This is a genomic window from Leucobacter musarum subsp. musarum, assembly GCF_001273845.1.
GTDB classification, from domain to species: domain Bacteria; phylum Actinomycetota; class Actinomycetes; order Actinomycetales; family Microbacteriaceae; genus Leucobacter; species Leucobacter musarum.
On sequence record NZ_JHBW01000087.1, the window covers coordinates 483731 to 504022 of the forward strand.

Below are 20292 nucleotides of genomic sequence, written 5' to 3' on the forward strand. Positions count from 1 at the left end.
CGACACGCTACGCTCGTGTGGTGACGAGAATCATCGCCGGAGTCGCCGGATCCCTGCGGCTCGAAGTCCCCAAGGCCGGCACCCGACCGACGAGTGATCGCGTGCGCGAGGCGATCTTCTCCACGCTCGGCTCCTGGGATCTCATCGAGGGAACCCGCGTGCTCGACCTGTACGCAGGATCTGGAGCTTTGGCGCTCGAAGCGGCGAGCCGCGGTGCCACCGACGTCACGCTCGTCGAGAAGCATCCGCAGGCCGCCGAGGTAGCGAAGCGCAACGGCCGCATCGTCGCCAACGCGTTCGAACGCTCATCTGAGTCGGCTCCGCGCATCGAGGTCGTTCGCCAGGCGGTCCAAGCTTTCGTCACGGCAGCGGCCGAGCGCGATCCTTCGCCGCAGTGGGACGTCGTGCTGCTTGATCCTCCGTACGACCTGTCCGAGCAGGAGATCGCCGACAACTTAGCGGCGCTCGTTCCGCTGCTCGCTCCGGGCGGCGCGGTGCTCGTCGAACGCAGCACGCGCTCCCCTGAACCGGCATGGCCTGCCGGCATCGAGTTGATTCGTGAGAAGCGCTACGGCGAGACCGCGCTGTGGTGGGCAGAATCTGCTTGACGGCAACGCATCGCGTTGCGCAGATTCTGCCGCCGAAAGGCGGTCGCTGCATAGCGAAGCAACGCTTCGCGCGAGTTCTGCCGCCGACAGGCGGTCTGCTTGACGGCAACGCATCGTCCGCCCGCACACGCACAACGGGCCCGGGATTTTGCGATCCCGAGCCCGTTGCACTTACCAGCGCTTAGGAGCGCGGCAGCAGGGTGTACTTCGACGAGAGGAACTCGTGGATGCCCTCAAAGCCGCCCTCGCGGCCGATACCCGACTGCTTCACGCCACCGAACGGTGCCGCAGCGTTCGACACGAGGCCGGTGTTCAGGCCCATCATGCCGGTCTCGAGCTTCTCGATCATGCGGTGCCCGCGACCGATGTTCTCGGTGAACACGTAGCTCACGAGACCGTACTCGGTGTTGTTAGCGATCTCGACCGCTTCCTCCTCGGTGGAGAAACGGATGATGCCGAGCACCGGCCCGAAGATCTCCTCGCGCATGATCGCAGCCTGGGGGCTGATGTGATCGATCACGGTAGGCTGGAAGAAGAACCCGGGGCCGTCAACGGTCTCGCCACCGGTCACGATCGTGCCGCCGGTCTCGACGGCATCCGCGACGAGACGAGCCGTGTTGGTCACGGCCTTCTCCTCGACGAGCGCACCGATGTCGTTGCCCTCGTCGGCGCCACGGCCGATCGACATCGCCGCGACCTTCTCGCCCACGCGACGAGCGAACTCGTCGGCGACTGACTCGTGCACGATGATGCGGTTTGCCGCGGTGCAGGCCTGGCCGATGTTGCGGAACTTCGCAAGCATCGCACCCTCAACAGCCTTATCCAGATCGGCGTCTTCGAAGACGACGAACGGCGCGTTGCCGCCGAGCTCCATCGAGGTGCGCAGCACGTTCTCAGCAGCGGCCTGCAGCAGCTTCACACCCACCGGCGTCGAGCCGGTGAACGAGAGCTTGCGCAGACGCGGATCGGACAGCAGCGCGCTCGACTGAGCGCTCGACTTCGACGTCGCGACGACGTTGACCACACCTGCGGGCAGGCCGGCCTCTTCGAGCAGCTGCGCGAAGAAGACCGTGGTCAGCGGGGTGAGCGCGGCGGGCTTGATGACGACCGTGCAGCCGGCAGCGAGCGCCGGTGCGATCTTGCGCGTCGCCATGGCCAGGGGGAAGTTCCACGGCGTGATGAAGTAGCAGGGGCCCACGGGCATCTGCGAAACGATCATCGTGCCGGTGCCCTCGGGGTTCTGGCGGTAGTCGCCGGGAACGCGCACGGCTTCTTCCGAGAACCAGCGGAGGAACTCGCCACCGTAGTTCACTTCACCGCGAGCCTCGGCGATGGGCTTACCCATTTCCATGCTCATCAGCAGCGCGAACTCTTCCTTGCGCTCCATGAGCAGGTCGAAGGTGCGGCGCAGGATGTTGGAGCGTTCGCGGCTCGACGTCGCGGCCCACTTTTCCTGCGCTTCAACTGCGGCGTCGAGTGCGCGCACAGCGTCTTCGACGGTTGCGTCAGCGATCTGCTTGATGACCTCGCCGGTGGCGGGGTCGTGCACGTCGATCGTCGCACCCGACGACGACGGCTCCCAGGTGCCGCCGATGCCGAGACCGGACTGGACGCGGTCGAGCAGCTCCTGCTCGTTGGGCTTCAAAGCCATGTTCGGTGTCCTTTCAAAGAGTGCGGGATCGTCGGATCACTTGGCAGCGAGCGCGTCGGCGACGACCTGCAGGCCCTCGCGGAGCAGCTCGTCGGAGATCGACAGCGGAGGCAGGAAGCGGATCACGTTGCCGTAGGTGCCGCAGGTGAGCACCACGACGCCCTGCTCGCCGGCTGCCTTCGCGATCGCACCGGTCAGTGCTGCCGCGGGCTTCTGCGAACCCGACTCGACGAGCTCGACGGCCTTCATCGCGCCGCGACCGCGGATGTCGCCAATACGATCGTCCGACTTCTGCAGCTCTCCGAAGAACTCGTCGATGATCGCACCGATCTCGCGGGCGCGCTCGGTGAGGTTCTCACGCTCGTAGGTATCGATGGTCGCGAGAGCCGCAGCACAGGCGATGGGGCTGCCGGCGTAGGTGCCGCCGAGGCCGCCGGCGTGCGCCGAGTCCATGATGTCGGCGCGGCCGGTCACTGCCGAGAGCGGCAGACCACCCGCGATGCCCTTTGCGGTGGTGACGAGGTCGGGAACGACACCCTCGTGGTTCGCGGCGAACAGATCGCCGGTGCGCGCGAAGCCGGTCTGCACCTCATCGAGGATGAAGACGACGTTGTTCGCGGTCGCCCACTCCTGCAGCGCGGGCAGGAAGCCCTCGGCGGGAGCGATGAAGCCGCCCTCACCCTGGATGGGCTCGATGATGATCGCCGCGAGGTTGCCCGCACCGACCTGCTTCTCGATCTGCGTCAGCGCAACCGCTGCGGCATCGACGCCCGAGAGGCCGTCGCGGAAGGGGTACGAGGTGGGTACACGGTAGACCTCAGGAGCGAAGGGACCGAAGCCATCCTTGTAGGGGATGTTCTTCGCGGTCATGCCCATAGTGAGGTTCGTGCGACCGTGGTAGGCGTGATCGAAGACGACGACGGCGTTCTTCTTCGTGAAGTGACGAGCGATCTTGATCGCGTTCTCGACGGCCTCGGCGCCCGAGTTGAACAGCGCCGAGCGCTTCTCGTGGTCACCGGGGGTGAGCTCGTTGAGCTTCTCGGCGACGGCGACATAGCCCTCGTAGGGGGTGACGGTAAAGCAGGTGTGGGTGAACTGCTGCACCTGGTTCGTCACGGCTTCGACGACCGCGGGTGCCGAGTTGCCGACACCGGTCACGGCGATGCCGGAGCCGAGGTCGATGAGCGAGTTGCCGTCGACGTCGACCATGACGCCGCCGCCTGCGGCGACGATGGAGACGGGAAGCGCGACGCCGACGCCGGCAGCGACTGCGGCGTTCTTACGCGCGAGCAGCTCCTGTGACTTGGGGCCGGGGATGCTGGTGACGAGCTTGCGCTCCTGCGGAAGCGAGGGGCCGCCGGTGACTTCAGCCATGACTGATTCTCCTTGTGAGTTTCGGAACGTGCCCGCGACCTGAATCACGGGTTCGTTGTGATGCGGGTTCAGCCTAACCCCTGTGCCATGTTTCGTAATCTGCCAGAATGGTGACGCGAGGCACCTTGTTTCACCAACATGGCACGCTTCGGGAAAGGCCATGATGAGCAACGCAACACCGCGCGATCCGTCGGCACCGCAGTCGGGCGGGGCACCCGCAGCTCCCCCACCGCCGGCCCCCACCATCCAACTGGGCGAGCTGCTGCACCAGTACCAACTCGAGCTCTCACTGATCGCGGGCGCCAGCCGCGAAGCAGCTTCGCGCCCCGTGCAGTGGGTGCACGTCAGCGAGCTCGAAGACCCCGCGCCATTTTTGACGCCCCGCACCGTGCTCCTCACGACCGGCGCCCGCTTCAGCGCGCTCGATGACGCGCGCGACGCCGATGGGTATGTGCAGCGTCTCATCGACGCCGGCGTCACGGCGCTCGGCGTCGCGGTCGGGCTGCACTGGGAGCGGGTTCCCGCGTCCATCGTCTCGGCGTGCGACCGCCTCGACCTCCCCCTGTTCCGCGTGCCCTACGACACGGCGTTCATCGAGATCGTGCAGACGGCCGCCCGACTCCTCGATGCGCAGACCCGCGATCGCGATATCTGGTCGCTCGAATCCCAGCGGGCAGTCGCGAATGCCTCCCTGCACCGTGATGGGCTCGGAGCCGCCATTCGCGAAGCCTCGGGCCGACTCGGGCGCTGGGTGTGCCTCACCGACCGGTTCGGGCGCATCGTCGAGTTCGCTCCGCAAGCCCAGCGGTCCACGTTCCCGGCCGACGGGGTGCGCCGGGAATCCCGGCGTCTCATCGAGCGCGGAGTGAGCGCCGGCCGCATTGAGAACGAAGACGGTACGGGCATGCAATTGCAGGCGCTCGGCCGCCAGGGGCACGTGCTCGGCGTGCTCGCGGTTGAAGAACGCGGCGTCGCCGACAACGCAGAACGCGCCCTGCACGGGCTGGTCGCGGCGCTCGCAACGGTGCAACTGGAGCACCGCAGCGGCATCCGATCAGCGCAGACCGCGCTTCGCGACGCCATTCTCGAACTCCTGCTCGCCGGCCAGATCGAACTCGCCGAGCGGCTCTCGCGCGGCACGCTGTCGCGCTTCCCGCAGGGGCCGGTGGTGGCGGTGCGTTACGCGGTTCCGGATCACCTCGACCCCACCTTCGCCGAAGATCTGCAGTCGCTCGACGCCGGCAGCCCCGGGCTCTTCACCGCCGCGCTCAACGGCGCACCGCTCATGGTGGCCGAGGTGCGCCACCTTCCGGCGATCCGGCGTCTATTCGCCTCCCACCAGCTCGCTGCTGGCGTCTCCGATCGCGGCGCACTCACCCGCTTGCACGAAGCCGCGGCCGAAGCCGACCTCGCGCTCGATCGAGCCATCGCGACCGATGCCGGTGGATCGGTCGACTACCTCCCGGCACTGCATCAGGGAGTGCTGCATCTGCTCGATGCCCAGCCCGAGGCACGGCGACGCGCGCAACTGCTGCTCGCGCCGGTACGACACCACGATGAGCGTCACGACGACCGCATTGAGGAAGCGCTCACGGTCTGGCTTGCGCATCACGGGCAGACCAGCGCCGCCGCCACCGAACTGGGGCTGCACCGGCACACGCTCAAGGCCCGGGTACACACTGCGGCCCAATTGCTGCAAAACAACCTCGACTCGCCCGACACGCGAGCGGAACTCTGGGCCGCCCTCAGGCTCACCGGGCGCCCGGAAGAGAACCCAGAGCGCCCGGCACTGCGCGACTGATTAGTCCCATGTCTCGTCTGGCGGGATGCTGTCCACGATCGTGGAGGTGATGGCGCTTGCGCCAATGACGTCGCCGGGAGAAAAACCCGGGTACTCGCGTGATTCTCTTTCGACCACGTTCCGGGTACCGATCAGCCTCCCCGTGGCATCGTCGAAGATCAGCTGCGTGGTGATGTCAGGGAGCACGTGAATCGAAATGCTGGTGCCCGCTCCGATCGAGATCGTCGAACCCGTAGGCGAGTTCCACTCCTGAGCGGCGTCGTAGCCCGCGAAGTACGTGACCTCGAGTTCTGAATCCGTGGCGAGCAGGCGATAGGCCCCAGCGCGAAGTTCGCCGGGCAGACTCTGGTCAGCTGCGATCGACCAGGCACCGTAGGCGATGGCGCCCTGCTCGGAGGAGATGGGCAAGTCACCGTTTTCGCGCTGGCGCGCCTCCTCGAGAACGTACGCGCGCAATCCGTCGACGTCGGTTGGGGCCTGCGACCGGCCCGCCTCGACTCCACGCGGCCAGGTATCGTCGTTCTCTGCCCCCGGCGCGGGTTCGGCCGACGGGCCGGTCACCGCGTCATCGACGACCGCGAACTCTTCGCGCACCTGGCGCTCGAGGTCGCCGCCTAAGGGGTACACCAGCTGTCGACCGTAGTCTGCGGACTGGCGCACGGTGTAAGGCGCGTCATGATCAGCGGGGAGATACGTCGCCACCTCCATCTGAGACTTCACCAGCGCCGCCGGCTCCCCCTCGTTCACATAGTCATTCACGTTCCACGACGACCCGATTCCCTCGGAGCGAGAGGCGACACGCATGTACTGGCCCGGAGCCAACTCGGCATCGGCGGCGAGCACCTGATCTGCTGCTCGCCCCAGAAGCTCGGCGGCCTCCGCCGAGGTATCGGCCGGTGCGATCGGACCGAATACGGGGGCCGGCGTCGCCACAATGGCGACCCCGGCAATAGCTCCGACCGCGATCACCCCGATACCCGCCCAGGTCACTCGCCTGCGGCGGGAACGCGCGCGCACCCGCGTCGGCGACTCGACGTCACCCGAGAGGCTCCGAGCGAGATCGCGCTCGAAACGCGCGAAGCCGCGCACCAGATCGTCGTCGCCGGGTTCGACGCCGCCGACGCGTTCACGCGCTCGGCGCACGGACGACAGTTCGTCGTGCTGCATTGCGTTGTTCATCAGTGTTCTCCACTTCACGGGCCGCGCCCGCTGCAAGTTGTGTGCGAAGGATGCGCCGGACACGATGCAGTCGAGACCGCGCGGTGCCCTCCGGAATGCCGAGCGCGGTTGCGATGCCCGCGGAGTCGAGCTCCGACCAGGCCGAAAGCATCAGAACGTCGCGGTCACGCTTCGGCAACCGCGCGACGGTAGCCGCGATTGATCGAACGGCGGTATCCGCGTCGAGGCGCGAGTCGATCCCCTCACTGGGGTCATGGCCCGAGTGCACGGTACCGTCACCGCCGATGCCGCCCACTGCGGAGACGAGACGCCACAGATCGGCTTCCTGCCGTCGGCGCCGACGAATCAGGCGCGTGGCGATCCCGAGTACCCAGGGCAGTGCTCCGGGAACCGCGACGTCGTAGGTGTCGCGTCGTTCGAACGCCACCAGGAACGTCTCCGCCACGATGTCGTCAGCGGCCTCACGGCCGAGTCGCGAGATGGCATATCGAAACACCGCAGCGGCATGTCGCCGGTACAGCTCGGTGAAGGCCTCGGGCTGCTCGCGCGCGCTGGCGATGATCTCGGCATCGCTCTGCACGTAACTGGATCTCATACCGAGTATTGCCACCCCGGCGCCTGAGCGTTCACGATTCGTCTCAGATCATTGAAACCGGCGCAGGATCAGCCCGACGCGGTCTGCGCGCGCACGTCGATGCGCACGCTCACCTGAATGTCTCGGGCGGTGACCTCGGGCGCAAAATCTTTCGCCGCGGCCATACGCATGACAGGCGGGCCGGGGAACCCCGCGTCGCTCGCGTCTTCGACTGAAGTGATCTCGATCCCAGGTGCGCCGAGCGCTGCCGCGTAGTCTCCTGCCGCCGCACGAGCGTCAGCGACCGCCTCGGCTCGAAGCTCGCTGATCACGGCTGCACGATGCGCCGCGCTGAGCTCCCACGTCGCGTCAGCATCGGCGCCGTCCTCGATCAGGCCCGCGATGAGCTCGCCGACACGCTGCGGGTCATGCAGTGTCACCGACACCGACACCACAGCGCTGTGCTCGACGACTCGCACGCCGCCCTCGCCCGACCATGAATTGCTCGAGGTGCTGATCGGGTCCGCAATATAGGCGTCGGCCCCGCCCGCGGCGGCGACAGCGCGAAGACGATCGAGCACGCGATCCTGCAGCGCGCTGGCACTGGCGACCACGTTCTCGCGCGATGCGTCCGCGAATCGCGCGGATGCTCGCACGGTTGCCTGGTCCGCGGGAAGCGATCGTGTCGCTGCGCCGGTCACTCGAATCTCAGTCATGGCTGCTCCGATCGTCGGTCGAATCCACGTGCCGATGCCTTGCGCGTGCACGTCATGGCACCACAGTAGAGGCTGACGGCGCATCGGCGCCAGGAAGTCGCACGGTGTACGGATCCCACCCCTGCGCAGTGAGCGCTTCGCCGTCGAGCCGCAGGCTCGTCCCGGCGCCGGATGGCACCACGGCACCGATCCGGTGGAACCCGCTCGGAAGCTCAATTGCTGCAGGGAATGTTGCCAGAAGTCCGTGGTCTTCGCCGCCGGTGAGCATCGCGGTCAGCGGCACCGGCACCCCTTGCTGCTCGCCGAACGACGCCAGCAGGTGCTCCGCTGAGAAATCGATGCCGACTCCGCTCGCACGCGCGAGGCGCTCCGCGTCGATCGACAACGAATCTGACACATCCATCATCGCGGTCGCCCCGAACTGCGCGGCAACGACCCCCAGCGGAATCGGCGGCGCGGGCGCGAGTTGCGCCGCGAGCACTTCGGGGTGCGTCGCCCAGAGCCGGGGCAATGCACGATCGTGCGCGATGCCGTCGCCGTCGGCCGCCTCCGCGAAGAGGAGCGACAGGCCGAGACCAGCAAGGCCGAGCTCCCCCGCGTACGCGACGACATCACCCGGGCACGCCCCGCCGCGCAGCACCGGAGCCCGTCCGTCAAGGTCACCGATCGCGGTCACCGCTGCCGTCACGACGGGGGCGCGCCCGAGGTCACCCCCGACCACCCCGCACCCCGGCGCGAGCGCGCGGCACGCAGCATCGAGCCCCTCAGCGATGCGCTCGAGCAGCACGACCGGGGTGTCGTGCGGCACGGCGAGCGCAACCGTGAGCGCCGTCGGCCGCGCACCCATCGCCGCGACATCAGACAGATTGGTCGCCGCCAGCTTCCAGCCGAGTTCGAATCCGTCGTGCCAGGCAAGTCGGAAATCGGGGCCCTCGATCATGGTGTCGGTCGTCACCACGATGTCGCCGGAATGCCGCATCACCGCGCAATCGTCGCCGGGGCCGACCGACGCCGCCTCAGCGCCCGTGAATCGAGCGAGCACACGCGCGAGCACACCGCGCTCTCCCAACGCTCCCACGGTCATTTCGGATTCTTCGACAGGCGTCACGACTCCACGCTACCGGGCGACCGCCCCGAGTGCCCGAGACGGCACCGTGCGGCGATCCACCAGATGCCGACGAGTAGGCTGGCCGGGTGAAGTCTCGTGCCCTGAAGATCGCCGCATCGACCGCCGCACTGCTGGGCGCAGCATCCATGCTCACCGCATGCGCACCGACGGTGCCCATGACCGCGGCCGACGATGCCAACAATCCGGCGTGCGCAAATGTCATCGTGCGTCTACCCGACACGGTCGCGGGGCAGGATCGCCGCACCACCAACGCCCAGTCGACCGGGGCATGGGGCGACAGCGCGGTCCAATTGATCTGCGGCACCGAACCGAGCGGGCCGACGACCGATGCCTGCGTCGATGTGAACGGCGTCGATTGGGTGATCGACGACTCAGCCGCGCCGATCTACAAATTCGAGCCGTACGGGCGCACCCCTGGCATCGTGGTGTACGTCGATTCCGAGCAGGTCAGCGGCACCGAGACCACCGTCGACCTCAACAACGTCGTGCAACAGTTGCCCCAAGAGCGCCAGTGCACGGCACTCACCGACACGTTCGACATTCCCGGCGCGAAACAATAAACATCGCGCCGTGAGACGCCCCGATCGTGCCGTCGGTCAGTAGGCCGGGCGGCGCTCGATCGCGAGCTCGATGAGCTCGGTGATGAGGTCGGTGTAACTGAGACCCGACTCCTCCCAGAGGCGCGGGTACATCGAGATCGGCGTGAAGCCGGGAAGCGTGTTCAGTTCGTTGAGCACCGGGCCTTCTGCCGTGAGGAAGAAGTCGATGCGGGCCAGCCCGGCGCACTGCGCGATCTCGAACGCGTGCACCGCATCCCGCTGCAGCGCCGCGAACTCCGCCTCCGTCACCGATGCCGGCAGCTGGAGTTCGACACCCGACGCTCCCAGGTACTTCGCGTCGAAATCGTAGAACCCCGAACCGCTGATGACGATCTCGCCGATGACCGAACTCGTGCGCGGGCGGTCGTCGCCACGCCCTTCGAGTACGGCGATCTCGACCTCGCGGCCGATGATGGCGGACTCGATGAGCACCGTGCGATCCTCCGCGAATGCGATCTCGAGCGCGGCGCCCAGGCCCGCCTGCTCCGTCACCTTGCTGACCCCGACGCTCGAACCGGCACGGGCCGGCTTCACGAAGAGCGGATAAGTCAGGCCCTCGTCGAGACGCGACACGAGATACGGGTCGTGATCGAGCTGCGAACGCGTGACGGTGTTCCACGGGGCCACCGCGATGCCGGCGTCGGCAAGCACCGTCTTTACCGCGTGCTTGTCCATGCACAATGCCGACCCGAGCACACCGCTGCCGACGTACGGCATATCGACGAGTTCGAGCATGCCCTGCACGGTGCCGTCTTCACCGTAGGGTCCGTGCAGCATCGGCAGCACGGCGTCGACGTGGCCGAGACTGCGCAGCGTGCCCTGCTGGTCGATCACGGTGACCGCGCGCGTCGCGGTCGACGCCGGCCAGAGCACACGCGTGCCGTTGTCGCGCACCTCGGGCAGCACCGCGGCGTCGAGTCGGTATTCCGAAAGATCTTCTTCGCGCATCAGCACAGTCGCGCCGTGCTTCGTGATGCCGACCGGAATCACGTCGAACTTCTCGCGGTCGATCGCGTGCAGCACGCCGGCAGCGGTGACGCAGCTGATGCCGTGCTCGCTCGATCGGCCGCCGAACAGCAGCACGACGGTGCTCTTCGCGTGTTCGCTGCCCTGGGGCTGGGGCTCAGTCACGAAGTTTCTCCTTTAAAACGGTTGAATAGTCGCCGGATTCTTCCGGCCTGCGGCGCGGCGAGACTGAGCTCGGCCTGAGGCACCTCGTCTTCGGTCGCCAAGTGCGGGCCGAGGTGCTTCGGCGCCATGCGGCCACTGAGCACCATCTGCACCTGCTCCACGATCGGCATGACGATGCCCCGCTCACGGGCGAGCTCGAGCACGGGCGGCACCGACGTGATGCCCTCGGCGACCTGCTGCATCTGCTCGCGGGTCTCCTCCTGCGTGTACCCCTGACCGATGAGTCGCCCCGCGGTGTTGTTGCGCGAAAGCGGAGACTGGCAGGTGGCAATCAGGTCGCCCAGGCCCGCCAACCCCGACAGCGTCGCCGGGTCGGCCCCGGATGCCACCGAGAACTCGGTCATCTCTGCCAACCCACGCGTGATGATCGCGGCTTTCGTGTTCTCGCCGTACCCCACACCGTCGACGATGCCGATCGCCAGTGCGATCAGATTCTTGAGCACGCCACCGAGTTCGGTCCCCACCACATCGGTGTTCACGTACGTGCGGAAGTAGTGAGCATTCGCGGCCGTGGCCACCTCTTGGGCAACGCCCAGATCGACGCACGACGCGACCGCTCCAGTGGGTTGCTCCTTCGCGATCTCGAGCGCGATGTTTGGGCCTGACACCACGGCGATGCGCTCGGGGTCGAGATCGAGCGTATCCGCGATGACTTCGGACATGCGCATGGTGGTGGTCTTTTCCACACCCTTCACCAGGCTGACGAGCACCGAGCGACGATCGAGATACGGCTCGAGGTCGATGAGGTTCTGCCGCAGTGTCTGACTCGGGACGGCCAGGAAGACGAGGCGAGCACCCTTCAGCGCGACCGAGAGATCGTCGGTGGCGCTGAGCCGCTTCGGCAGATTGATTCCCGGGAGGTACTGACTGTTGCGCTTCGCGACGCGGATCTCATTCGCGACCTCCGGGCGACGGGCCCAGATCGTGACGTCGCACCCCGCATCGGCAAGCACTTTGGCAAACGTGGTGCCCCAGCTGCCGGCACCGATGACGGCGACCTTGCGGCCGCGATTCTTCGTCGCGCTCGCGGACACCACGGGTACGGGTCGAGTACTCAAAAGCGTCCCGTTTCGCTCTGTTGGTGCTTACTCGGATCCCAGCGCTCAGCGGGCGGGGTCTCGCCGCGCAGTTCCGCGAGCAGCGCAGTGATGGCGTCCATAAGCTCGCGCGTCGCTTCGTTGATGACACGCTGATCGAGGGGCCGGCCCTTGAACTTGCTCAGATCGAGCGGCGCCCCGATCGATACCTCGATCGTCTTCCGAGGGAACGGATGCAGTCGCTTCGCATACCGCGGCATCAAGTGCTGCGTACCCCAGTGCGCCACGGGGATCAGCGGAATGCCTGATTCAAGGGCGAGACGCACTGCTCCACTCTTGCCGCGCATCGGCCAGAGATCGGGGTCGCGGGTCAGGGTGCCCTCGGGGTACACGATGACCCCTTGTTGGCGTTCGATCAACAGTGACGCCGCGCTCATGGGGTTTCCGTCACGGGCGGCGGAGCGCGCCGCACCTTCTCGCTGCACCGGGATCTGACCCGAGGCACGCATCAGCCAGCCGAGTACGGGCACCTTGAACAGGCTCGCCTTCGCCATGAAACGCGGCAGTCGACCGAGATGCCAGACGGCGGCACCCATCGCAATCGGATCGACTTCGCTGTAGTGATTGGGCGCGAGGATGAAGGGACCGCTCTCGGGCAGCTTCGACTTCGGCGTGAAGCGATAGCGAACCATCATCGACCAGAACGGCAGAATCAACGATGCGAGCGCCCAGAACGCTGAGGGCCGGCGTTTCTCCGCGGAAAGCCGGCTGCGGAATTTCACCGTGTCAGTCATACGTCCATTATCCCGAAGCGGCGGTGGCCCGGAAGCATACGCTCCGGGCCACCGCCGCATTCGCAGAAAATGATTGCTGCAGGATCAGCTCTCGTAGACGAAATCTGCCCCGAGCAGGTGCAGCTTCTCGATGAAGTTCTCATAGCCGCGAGAGATGATGCCGAGGTTCGTGACCTTCGATTGGCCTTCTGCAGTGAGCGCTGCGATGAGGTGGCTGAACCCGCCGCGCAGGTCGGGAACCTCGATATCGGCGCCGCGCAGGTGCACGGGCCCGGTGATCACCGCGGCCTGCTCGAACTCGCGACGCTTGACGCGACGGTTCTCGTCGTGCAGACCCTCCTTGTACACCACGATGTCCGCTCCCATCTTCACGAGTGCGTCCGTGAAGCCGAAGCGGTTCTCGTACACCGTCTCATGAATCGTCGACTCGCCCTGAGCGAGTGTGAGCGCGACCACCAGGGGCTGCTGCCAATCGGTCATGAAGCCGGGGTGCACGTCGGTCTCGATGACGACGGGCTTGAGCTCTCCACCCGGGTGCCAGAAGCGGATTCCGTCGTCGTGGACGTCGAAATCGCCCCCGACCTTGCGGAACACGTTCAGGAAGGTCATCATCTCTTCCTGCTCGACACCGCCGACGAAGATGTCGCCCTTGGTCGCGAGCGCGGCAGCAGCCCAGCTCGCGGCTTCGTTGCGGTCGAAGATCGCACGGTGGTCGTAGCCGCGCAGCTCGGGAACGCCCTCGATGAAGATGACGCGGTTCGGCTCCATCGAGATGATGGCGCCCATCTTCTGCAAGATGCAGATGAGGTCAACGATCTCGGGCTCGATCGCTGCATTGCGCAGCTCGGTCTGGCCCTCGGCGAGCACGGCGGTGAGCAGCACCTGCTCCGTGGCACCGACGGACGGGTAAGGCAGCTCGATGTTCGCTCCCTTGAGGCCATCCGGAGCGGTCAGGCTGATGCCGCTCGGCAGCTTCTCGATGACGGCACCGAACTGGCGCAGCGCATCGAGGTGGAAGTCGATCGGACGGTCGCCGATGCGGCATCCGCCGAGGTCGGGGATGAAGGCTTCACCGAGGCGATGCAGCAGCGGCCCGCAGAAGAGGATCGGGATGCGCGACGAGCCCGCGTGCGCATCGATGTCAGCCTGATGCGCCACCTCGACGTTCGACGGGTCGAGGCGCCACTCCCCGGCCTGATCACCCTTGGTGATGAGCACGCCGTGCAGTGCGAGCAGTCCGGCGACGACGCGAACATCGGAGATGTTCGGCACGTTGCGCAGCACGCTCGGCGTCTTGCCGAGCAGCGCCGCGACCATGGCCTTGGTCGCGAGGTTCTTCGCACCCCGCACCTCGATGCGGCCCTTCAGCGGCCGTCCACCGTTGATGATGATCTCATCGGAGGTGAGGCCGACTCGGGCGCCGGCGCGCTGCGCGTCGAGCTTGCGCCCGGCGGCATCCGCGTCTTCAGTCGCGGTCTCGACCGCAGTGTCTTGGGTCGTGAGCTTCTCGGTCATGCGGCCTCCACGGGAGTCGTCGTCGGCATCCAATTCGGGCGTTTCGCCTCGAACTGGGTGATCGCATCCGCGTTGCGGAGCGTCAGGGAAATATCGTCAAGGCCTTCGAGCAGGCGCCAACGCGTGTAGTCGTCGACGTCGAACGCTACGGTCAGGTCGCCGACCGTCACCGTGCGATCCTCGAGGTTCACCGTGAGCTCGATGCCCGGCTGCGCATCGATGGCGGCCCAGATCCGCTTCACGTCGTCTTCGGGAACAACCGCAGCGAGCAGACCCTGCTTGCCCGAGTTGCCGCGGAAGATGTCAGCGAAACGCGGAGAGATGACCACCTTGAACCCGAAATCGCGCAGCGCCCAGACGGCATGCTCGCGCGACGAGCCGGTGCCGAAATCGGGGCCCGCGACGAGGATCTGCGCACCCTGGAACGCCGGCTGGTTGAGCACGAACTGCTCGTCCTGGCGCCAGTGGTAGAAGAGCGCATCGTCGAAACCTGTCTTGGTGACCCGCTTCAGGAAGACGGCAGGGATGATTTGATCCGTGTCGACGTTCGAACGCTGCAGTGGCGCTGCGATGCCCGTGATCGTGGTGAACTTATCCATGGCTCAGGCTCCTGCCTGCTCGGAGACGGGCATGATCGGAATGCGTCGCCGCACCGGGAGTTCGGAGCCCTCAGGCGCGTCGTGCGACACCCCGTTCGCCGCATCGTCCTGCAGATCCCACGGGCTCGAGAGCGTGCCGCGAATCGCGGTCGCCGCTGCGACCAGCGGTGAGACCAGGTGGGTACGACCACCCTTGCCCTGCCGGCCCTCGAAGTTGCGATTCGAGGTCGACGCGCACCGCTCACCCGGCGCCAGCTGATCCGGGTTCATGCCCAAGCACATCGAGCAGCCCGCGAAGCGCCATTCACCGCCGAATGCCTCGACGATACGGTCGATACCCTCGGCTTCGGCTTCAGCTCGCACGCGAGCGGAACCGGGAACCACCATCAGTCGCACGCCCTCCGCCTTTTGCTTGCCCTTGATGAGCTCGGCGAAGGTGCGCAGATCATCGAGTCGGCTGTTGGTGCACGAGCCCATGAAGACCGCGTCGACCGGAATCTCTTTCATCGGGGTGCCCGCAGTGAGATCCATGTATTCGAGTGCGCGCTCGGCTGCGGCACGCTCGTTGGGATCGGCGATGAGCTCGGGGTTCGGCACCGTGTCGCTGAGGAGCACGCCCTGACCGGGGTTCGTGCCCCAGGTGACGAACGGCTCGAGCTCGTTCGCATCGATGAACACCTCGGCATCGAACACCGCGCCCTCGTCGGTGGGCAGCGTCTTCCAATATGCGACCGCGTCATCCCAATCGGCGCCCTGCGGTGCGTGCGGGCGACCCTTGACGTACGCGAAGGTCGTCTCGTCGGGAGCGACCATTCCGGCGCGCGCACCGGCTTCGATCGACATGTTGCACATCGTCATTCGGCCGTCCATTGACAGGCCACGGATTGCGGAACCGCGGTACTCGAGCACATACCCCTGCCCGCCGCCGGTACCGATCTTCGCGATGACTGCGAGGATGATGTCTTTCGCCGTCACGCCCGGGCGCAGTTCGCCGTCGACGTTGATCGCCATGGTCTTGAACGGCTTGAGCGGCAGCGTCTGGGTCGCCATCACGTGCTCGACCTCGCTGGTGCCGATACCGAACGCGAGTGCACCGAAGGCGCCGTGCGTCGAGGTGTGGCTGTCACCGCAGACCACTGTGATACCCGGCATTGACAGACCGAGCTGCGGGCCGACGACGTGCACGATGCCCTGCTCGCGGTCGCCCAACGGATGCGCGCGCACGCCGAACTCAGCGACGTTGTGACGCAGCGTCTCGATCTGCAGACGGCTCGTCGGGTCTTCGATCTCACGGGTGATGTTGAGCGTCGGAGTGTTGTGATCCTCCGTCGCGATCATGAGATCGACGCGACGCAGCGGGCGGTCGGCGACACGCAGACCATCAAACGCCTGAGGGCTGGTGACCTCGTGAATGAGGTGAAGATCGATGTAGATCAGGTCGGGCTCGCCATTTTCGCCCTTGACGACCACGTGGTCGTCCCACAGCTTCTCTGCCAGGGTCCGCGGCCGACCGGCCGCCTCCGTCGCATTCTGCTCGCTCATGTGTGCTTCTCTTCCCGGTTCCGTGCACTCAGCACTGTGCTGTTCAACACCGCGCGGCACGAAACTATTTCGCAAGCTCTGACGCGGCGGATCGACCATGCGCGAACTCCGCGACGGGCGGTCGATGGACTAGACCCCGTCGCGGCTGTGAAGAAGCAGAGCCCGCGAACGCATGCCGAGAGTCTACCACCGCGCGACCCGAGCACCCTGCATTCGGTGCCGAGCCGCGCGCTGGCTCCTAATGGCGGTTCGCGCGATCGTGGTGCTGACTGTTCGATTCGTGCGGTTCGGCCATGCCGAGGTGGAGGTGCTCACCCTGCGCGCGCGCCTCGCGGTTGGCCTTGATGACGCTCGCGATCGTCGCGATCGCCATCGCCCCGACGATGAAGCCGAGTGAAACTCCGGTCGTGATCTCGGGAACGGGAACGTGCTCGCCACCGTTAATGAACGGCAACTCATTCTCATGCAGGGCATGGAGGATCAGCTTGACGCCGATAAAAGCCAGAATCGCGGCAATGCCGTACTTGAGGTACTCGAGACGTTCGAGCAACCCGCCCAGCAAGAAGTAAAGCTGACGCAGGCCCATGAGCGCGAACACGTTCGCGGTGAACACGATGAATGGGCTCTGCGTGATACCGAAGATCGCCGGAATCGAGTCGAGGGCGAAGAGCAGATCAGTGAATCCCAGGGAGATCAGCACGAGGAGGAAGGGAGTGAACATCCGCTTGCCATCGACGGTGGTGCGCAACTTGCCACCGTCGTAGTGATCGCTGAACGGCATGACCTTCTTGATCTGGCGAATGATCCAGCTGTCGCCCTCATCGTCGTGACCGCCGGGCTTGATCTGCTGCCAGGCCGTCCAGATCAGCCACGCACCGAACACGAAGAAGATCGCGATGAATCGTTCGATGACTGCGGCACCGACCAGAATGAACGCTCCGCGGAAGAGCAGTGCGAGCACGATACCGATCATGAGCGCGCGCTGCTGGTAAGCACTGGGCACCTTGAAGCTCGCGAGGATCAGCACGAACACGAAGAGATTATCGATGGAGAGGCTGTACTCCGTCAGCCAGCCTGCCAAGAATTCGGTGCCGTGCTGCACGTCGCCGAGCAGGAAGATCGCTCCGGCGAAGACGAGCGCGAGCAGCACGTAGAACCCGACCCACAGGCTTGCCTCCCGCATCGACGGAACGTGGGGACGACGAATGATCAGGGCGAGATCGACGACGAGGATCACGACGAGCGCGACCATCGAACCGATTTCGAACCAGAGCGGCAGAACTGAGGTCACCGGAGTGCACTTCTTTCGGCAGGGCGCGGCAGGCGCGCAAATGACCGAAAGTCTCTCCCCGGTGCTCGACATGACGCCTGCAGCACCGCGCCCGCACCGGCGCCGCTACGGAGCGGCACGTATTGACGACACGGGCGAACCGGGATACTCCCCTTCGCTCGCAACAGTGTACTCGCACAGGCGGGTCGCGTCGCACGTCGTTCACGAACGCTCAATCGCGCTGCGCTAGCATCATGCCATCCACATCCGCAGAGAGGGCCCCACGTGAGTCAGCGACCCAACACCATCGAACGCAGCACCGAAGCCGGCCCCGGGGCCGCCTCTCGCACGCTCGCAGGATTCATCTTCGCGAGCCGCTGGCTGCAGGCGCCGTTGTATCTCGGCCTCATCGTCGCGCAGGCGGTATACGTCGTGCTCTTCTTCGTCGAGCTCTGGCACCTGGTCGAGAACGTCGTCGCGACCGGGCACATCACGGAGACCGACGTGATGCTCAGCGTGCTCGCGCTCATCGACATCGTCATGATCGCGAACCTGCTCATCATGGTGATCATCGGCGGGTACGAGACCTTCGTGTCGAAGATTCGCGTCGAGGGGCACCACGACGAGCCCGAGTGGCTGTCGCACGTGAACACGAACCTGCTGAAGGTCAAGCTTGCGGTGTCCATCATCTCGATCTCGTCGATCCACCTGCTCAAGACCTTCATCGAGGTGGGGCGCATGGATGGCGGCGTGGTGCTGAATTCGAACGGCACTGTGCTGTACTCGTCGGAGGGCGTGATGTGGGAGGTCGCCATTCACCTTGCCTTCATCGTCTCCGCGATCGCGCTCGCCTGGATCGATCGGATGAGCCAGCACCACGTGCCGGCGGCCCCGAGCGGGCTGAGCGCCGGAGCCATCGAAGCAGGACTGCGCGGAGACGCACCTGCAGCTGCGCCGACGCCAGCGACGGTGACTGCGGCGCCCGCAGCCGACGGCTTCGTCACCGTGCGACTGCCGGCAGGCGCACAACTGCCCGAGGGCGCCGAAGTGGTCTCGCACGACCGCTAAGGTGGTATTCGGCCGGGATTCCCGGCCCACGCGCGAGTGGCGGAATTGGCAGACGCGCTGGATTTAGGTTCCAGTGTCTTCGGACGTGGGGGTTCAAGTCCCCCCTCGCGCACGTGGCGTATCAGCGCACCGACTCGGCCCCGGCAGATGTCCACATCGCCGAGATATCGGTGAGCGGCACCGTCGCGGGTCCCGCGCCGTGCACTTCTCGGAACGCTCGCGAGAACGCGGGCAGGTGCGCGTAGCCCAGATCACGGGAGATGCGCGATGCTGCCTGCCCTTCGTTGAGGCGGTTGCGTGCGCGGGTCATGCGCGCCGCACGAAGCCAGGTCGCGCTCGACTCCCCCGCGCGCTCGCGAACGAGCCGTCTGAGATCGCGCTCGCTGTCGTCGAGCAGCGCTGCGATGTCGGCAAAACTCCATTCGGGCCGCAGCGACACGGCGCTCGCAAGGGCTGCGAGCCGGTGGTCATCCGTGTCGGTGGGCGCAAGAGAGCCCTCGCGGAGCACCGAAGCGAATCCCGCCTCCACGCGCTCGGCTCCGGGTCCGGTCGCACTCGGCCGGGCATACGCATCGATCATCCACGCGATCGCCTCGATATCGAGCCGTGGAGCCACCTGCACGGGGGCAAGCGGCACCCCCACGGCACCCGCCCGGCCCGATCGATAGCCGATGGGCAGCATGAGCGACCCGGCCGGCACCGTGACTCGGTTGCGCAATCCTGCAGGGAGCACCACAGCGTCTCCCTCGCGCAGGCGCATCGGCCGCCCACCAATGGTCACGTCGACGACGCCGAGGGCTGCCCACACGGCGACGTGCGCGCCGTTCACCCGCTCCCAGGTGCGGGTCTCCGCCAGTGCGACCGTGGGAACGATCTGCGCCCGGGCGAGCTTGGCACCCGTCGCGGTACGTCGCCACTCGCCGGGCGGTGATCCGGCAATCTCACGAAATGCCCGCACGAACCCGGGCACGCTGCGAAAGCCGACTCGGTGCGCTGTCCATTCGAGATCACGGCCGCTCCGCAGGAGTTCGGCGGCAGCATGAATGCGGGAGCGACGCACCCAGGCGGTGAGCGACAGACCGGTTTCGGCGCGGAACCTCCGCTGCACGGAGCGCATGCTCCAGCCGGTAACCGCGGCATCAAGCGCGGCAGCGAGGTCGAGGTCGGGATTATCGGCCAGCGTGTCGGCGAGGTCGTGGAGTTCGGCCGAGACCGGCGCCGGAGGAGGCTCGAGCAGCGCAGACTCCTCAATACGCACGGAAACGCCGCGCGCCGAGCCGTCATCGAGATGCCCGAGCCCCCTCGAGAAGGCCTCGAGCAGCACCGGCAGGTGTTCGATCGCGCCGGAAATCCGCGCAATGACCGCGGGCCCCGATGCGTGTCCGGGAACCGGGAGCACGATGCCGGTTACTGACGCTCGGGCCGCATCTACGATCGACCCCGCCGGCACCCAGAGCGCTTCACCCTCCGCAATACTGCAGGCGACGTCACCCACGGTGACCCTGCATGCACCGCGCACTGCGACGTACAGCAACGGTTCGGCGAGGCGCCCGGTGGGTCCTGGTAACACGGTGTCGTTCTCCATCAACAGATGCAAGTTAGGCTCTACTAACTTAGGTTACCGCGCGGCGATTCGACCGCGCTG

Annotated in this window: 18 protein-coding genes and 1 tRNA gene; 5 read left to right on the forward strand and 14 right to left on the reverse strand. The window is 66.3% G+C overall.

Annotated elements, in window-relative coordinates; genetic code table 11:
* Positions 1-20 precede the first annotated feature (20 nt).
* Complete coding sequence (gene rsmD, locus CH42_RS11235) at positions 21-608, forward strand: 16S rRNA (guanine(966)-N(2))-methyltransferase RsmD (protein WP_053353599.1); 588 nt, start codon at positions 21-23, stop codon at positions 606-608.
* Positions 609-789: 181 nt separating this feature from the next.
* Here the strand turns inward: rsmD and CH42_RS11240 are convergent, their stop codons facing one another.
* Together CH42_RS11240 and gabT are read right to left on the reverse strand one after the other, a co-directional pair.
* Positions 790-2259 (reverse strand): NAD-dependent succinate-semialdehyde dehydrogenase, encoded by a 1470-nt coding sequence (locus tag CH42_RS11240; protein ID WP_053353235.1) that lies wholly within the window; start codon positions 2257-2259, stop codon positions 790-792.
* Between the two features lie 36 nt (positions 2260-2295).
* The gene (gabT, locus tag CH42_RS11245; RefSeq protein WP_053353236.1) at positions 2296-3633 is read right to left on the reverse strand and encodes a 4-aminobutyrate--2-oxoglutarate transaminase; all 1338 of its coding nucleotides are present in this window, start codon (positions 3631-3633) and stop codon (positions 2296-2298) included.
* Between the two features lie 160 nt (positions 3634-3793).
* On the opposite strand from gabT, the gene CH42_RS11250 reads away from it, so the two are divergent.
* Positions 3794-5434 carry a PucR family transcriptional regulator gene (locus tag CH42_RS11250; RefSeq protein ID WP_053353237.1) on the forward strand — a complete coding sequence of 547 codons (1641 nt, stop codon included), beginning with the start codon at positions 3794-3796 and terminating at the stop codon, positions 5432-5434.
* Here the strand turns inward: CH42_RS11250 and CH42_RS11255 are convergent, their stop codons facing one another.
* The 4 genes from CH42_RS11255 to thiL all read right to left on the reverse strand — a co-directional run bounded on the left by CH42_RS11255 (position 5435) and on the right by thiL (position 8987).
* On the reverse strand, positions 5435-6613 hold the full coding sequence (locus CH42_RS11255; protein ID WP_156322541.1) for a hypothetical protein: 1179 nt from the start codon (positions 6611-6613) through the stop codon (positions 5435-5437).
* The gene (locus CH42_RS11260) at positions 6561-7208 is read right to left on the reverse strand and encodes an RNA polymerase sigma factor (protein WP_075205346.1); all 648 of its coding nucleotides are present in this window, start codon (positions 7206-7208) and stop codon (positions 6561-6563) included. The genes CH42_RS11255 and CH42_RS11260 overlap by 53 nt, the downstream gene beginning before the upstream one ends.
* A 68-nt stretch (positions 7209-7276) precedes the next feature.
* A complete protein-coding gene (locus tag CH42_RS11265; RefSeq protein ID WP_162231088.1) occupies positions 7277-7903 on the reverse strand; it encodes an SIMPL domain-containing protein in 627 nt (208 codons plus the stop codon).
* 52 nt (positions 7904-7955) lie between these two features.
* Positions 7956-8987 carry a thiamine-phosphate kinase gene (gene thiL / locus CH42_RS11270; protein WP_053353241.1) on the reverse strand — a complete coding sequence of 344 codons (1032 nt, stop codon included), beginning with the start codon at positions 8985-8987 and terminating at the stop codon, positions 7956-7958.
* Between the two features lie 110 nt (positions 8988-9097).
* Between thiL and CH42_RS11275 the strand changes: the two genes are divergently transcribed.
* Positions 9098-9592 (forward strand): DUF3515 family protein, encoded by a 495-nt coding sequence (locus CH42_RS11275; protein WP_075205347.1) that lies wholly within the window; start codon positions 9098-9100, stop codon positions 9590-9592.
* Between the two features lie 36 nt (positions 9593-9628).
* On the opposite strand, the gene CH42_RS11280 is transcribed toward CH42_RS11275, so the two are convergent.
* The 7 genes from CH42_RS11280 to CH42_RS11310 form a co-directional block, all read right to left on the reverse strand.
* Positions 9629-10762: a D-alanine--D-alanine ligase family protein gene (locus CH42_RS11280; protein ID WP_053353242.1), complete on the reverse strand. Its 1134-nt coding sequence runs from the start codon at positions 10760-10762 to the stop codon at positions 9629-9631.
* Positions 10759-11880 carry an NAD(P)H-dependent glycerol-3-phosphate dehydrogenase gene (locus CH42_RS11285; protein ID WP_053353243.1) on the reverse strand — a complete coding sequence of 374 codons (1122 nt, stop codon included), beginning with the start codon at positions 11878-11880 and terminating at the stop codon, positions 10759-10761. The genes CH42_RS11280 and CH42_RS11285 overlap by 4 nt, the downstream gene beginning before the upstream one ends.
* Complete coding sequence (locus tag CH42_RS11290) at positions 11877-12653, reverse strand: lysophospholipid acyltransferase family protein (RefSeq protein ID WP_053353244.1); 777 nt, start codon at positions 12651-12653, stop codon at positions 11877-11879. The genes CH42_RS11285 and CH42_RS11290 overlap by 4 nt, the downstream gene beginning before the upstream one ends.
* Before the next feature lie 84 nt (positions 12654-12737).
* A complete protein-coding gene (gene murA / locus CH42_RS11295) occupies positions 12738-14168 on the reverse strand; it encodes a UDP-N-acetylglucosamine 1-carboxyvinyltransferase (protein ID WP_239684027.1) in 1431 nt (476 codons plus the stop codon).
* Positions 14165-14767 carry a 3-isopropylmalate dehydratase small subunit gene (gene leuD, locus CH42_RS11300; protein WP_053353245.1) on the reverse strand — a complete coding sequence of 201 codons (603 nt, stop codon included), beginning with the start codon at positions 14765-14767 and terminating at the stop codon, positions 14165-14167. Before leuD ends, murA begins: the two co-directional genes overlap by 4 nt.
* Positions 14768-14770: 3 nt before the next feature.
* Positions 14771-16309 (reverse strand): 3-isopropylmalate dehydratase large subunit, encoded by a 1539-nt coding sequence (gene leuC / locus CH42_RS11305; protein WP_053353246.1) that lies wholly within the window; start codon positions 16307-16309, stop codon positions 14771-14773.
* A 238-nt stretch (positions 16310-16547) separates the two neighbouring features.
* Positions 16548-17600 (reverse strand): TerC family protein, encoded by a 1053-nt coding sequence (locus tag CH42_RS11310; RefSeq protein ID WP_075205348.1) that lies wholly within the window; start codon positions 17598-17600, stop codon positions 16548-16550.
* 264 nt (positions 17601-17864) lie between these two features.
* Between CH42_RS11310 and CH42_RS11315 the strand changes: the two genes are divergently transcribed.
* Both CH42_RS11315 and CH42_RS11320 read left to right on the forward strand, forming a co-directional pair.
* The gene (locus CH42_RS11315) at positions 17865-18647 is read left to right on the forward strand and encodes a TIGR00645 family protein (RefSeq protein WP_075205349.1); all 783 of its coding nucleotides are present in this window, start codon (positions 17865-17867) and stop codon (positions 18645-18647) included.
* A 30-nt stretch (positions 18648-18677) separates the two neighbouring features.
* Positions 18678-18759: transfer RNA gene (locus CH42_RS11320), tRNA-Leu, on the forward strand.
* A gap of 9 nt (positions 18760-18768) precedes the next feature.
* On the opposite strand, the gene CH42_RS11325 is transcribed toward CH42_RS11320, so the two are convergent.
* Positions 18769-20232, reverse strand: coding sequence for a helix-turn-helix domain-containing protein (locus tag CH42_RS11325; RefSeq protein WP_053353247.1), 1464 nt, complete (start codon positions 20230-20232; stop codon positions 18769-18771).
* Between the last annotated feature and the right edge of the window lie 60 nt (positions 20233-20292).

Coding starts and splice junctions, on each gene's coding strand:
- CH42_RS11240 (WP_053353235.1), bottom strand. CDS start 2,259: ATGGCTTTGAAGCCCAACGAGCAGGAGCTGCTCGACCGCGTCCAGTCC.
- gabT (WP_053353236.1), bottom strand. CDS start 3,633: ATGGCTGAAGTCACCGGCGGCCCCTCGCTTCCGCAGGAGCGCAAGCTC.
- CH42_RS11250 (WP_053353237.1), top strand. CDS start 3,794: ATGATGAGCAACGCAACACCGCGCGATCCGTCGGCACCGCAGTCGGGC.
- CH42_RS11255 (WP_156322541.1), bottom strand. CDS start 6,613: ATGAACAACGCAATGCAGCACGACGAACTGTCGTCCGTGCGCCGAGCG.
- CH42_RS11260 (WP_075205346.1), bottom strand. CDS start 7,208: ATGAGATCCAGTTACGTGCAGAGCGATGCCGAGATCATCGCCAGCGCG.
- CH42_RS11265 (WP_162231088.1), bottom strand. CDS start 7,903: ATGACTGAGATTCGAGTGACCGGCGCAGCGACACGATCGCTTCCCGCG.
- thiL (WP_053353241.1), bottom strand. CDS start 8,987: ATGACCGTGGGAGCGTTGGGAGAGCGCGGTGTGCTCGCGCGTGTGCTC.
- CH42_RS11290 (WP_053353244.1), bottom strand. CDS start 12,653: ATGACTGACACGGTGAAATTCCGCAGCCGGCTTTCCGCGGAGAAACGC.
- murA (WP_239684027.1), bottom strand. CDS start 14,168: ATGACCGAGAAGCTCACGACCCAAGACACTGCGGTCGAGACCGCGACT.
- leuD (WP_053353245.1), bottom strand. CDS start 14,767: ATGGATAAGTTCACCACGATCACGGGCATCGCAGCGCCACTGCAGCGT.
- leuC (WP_053353246.1), bottom strand. CDS start 16,309: ATGAGCGAGCAGAATGCGACGGAGGCGGCCGGTCGGCCGCGGACCCTG.
- CH42_RS11325 (WP_053353247.1), bottom strand. CDS start 20,232: ATGGAGAACGACACCGTGTTACCAGGACCCACCGGGCGCCTCGCCGAA.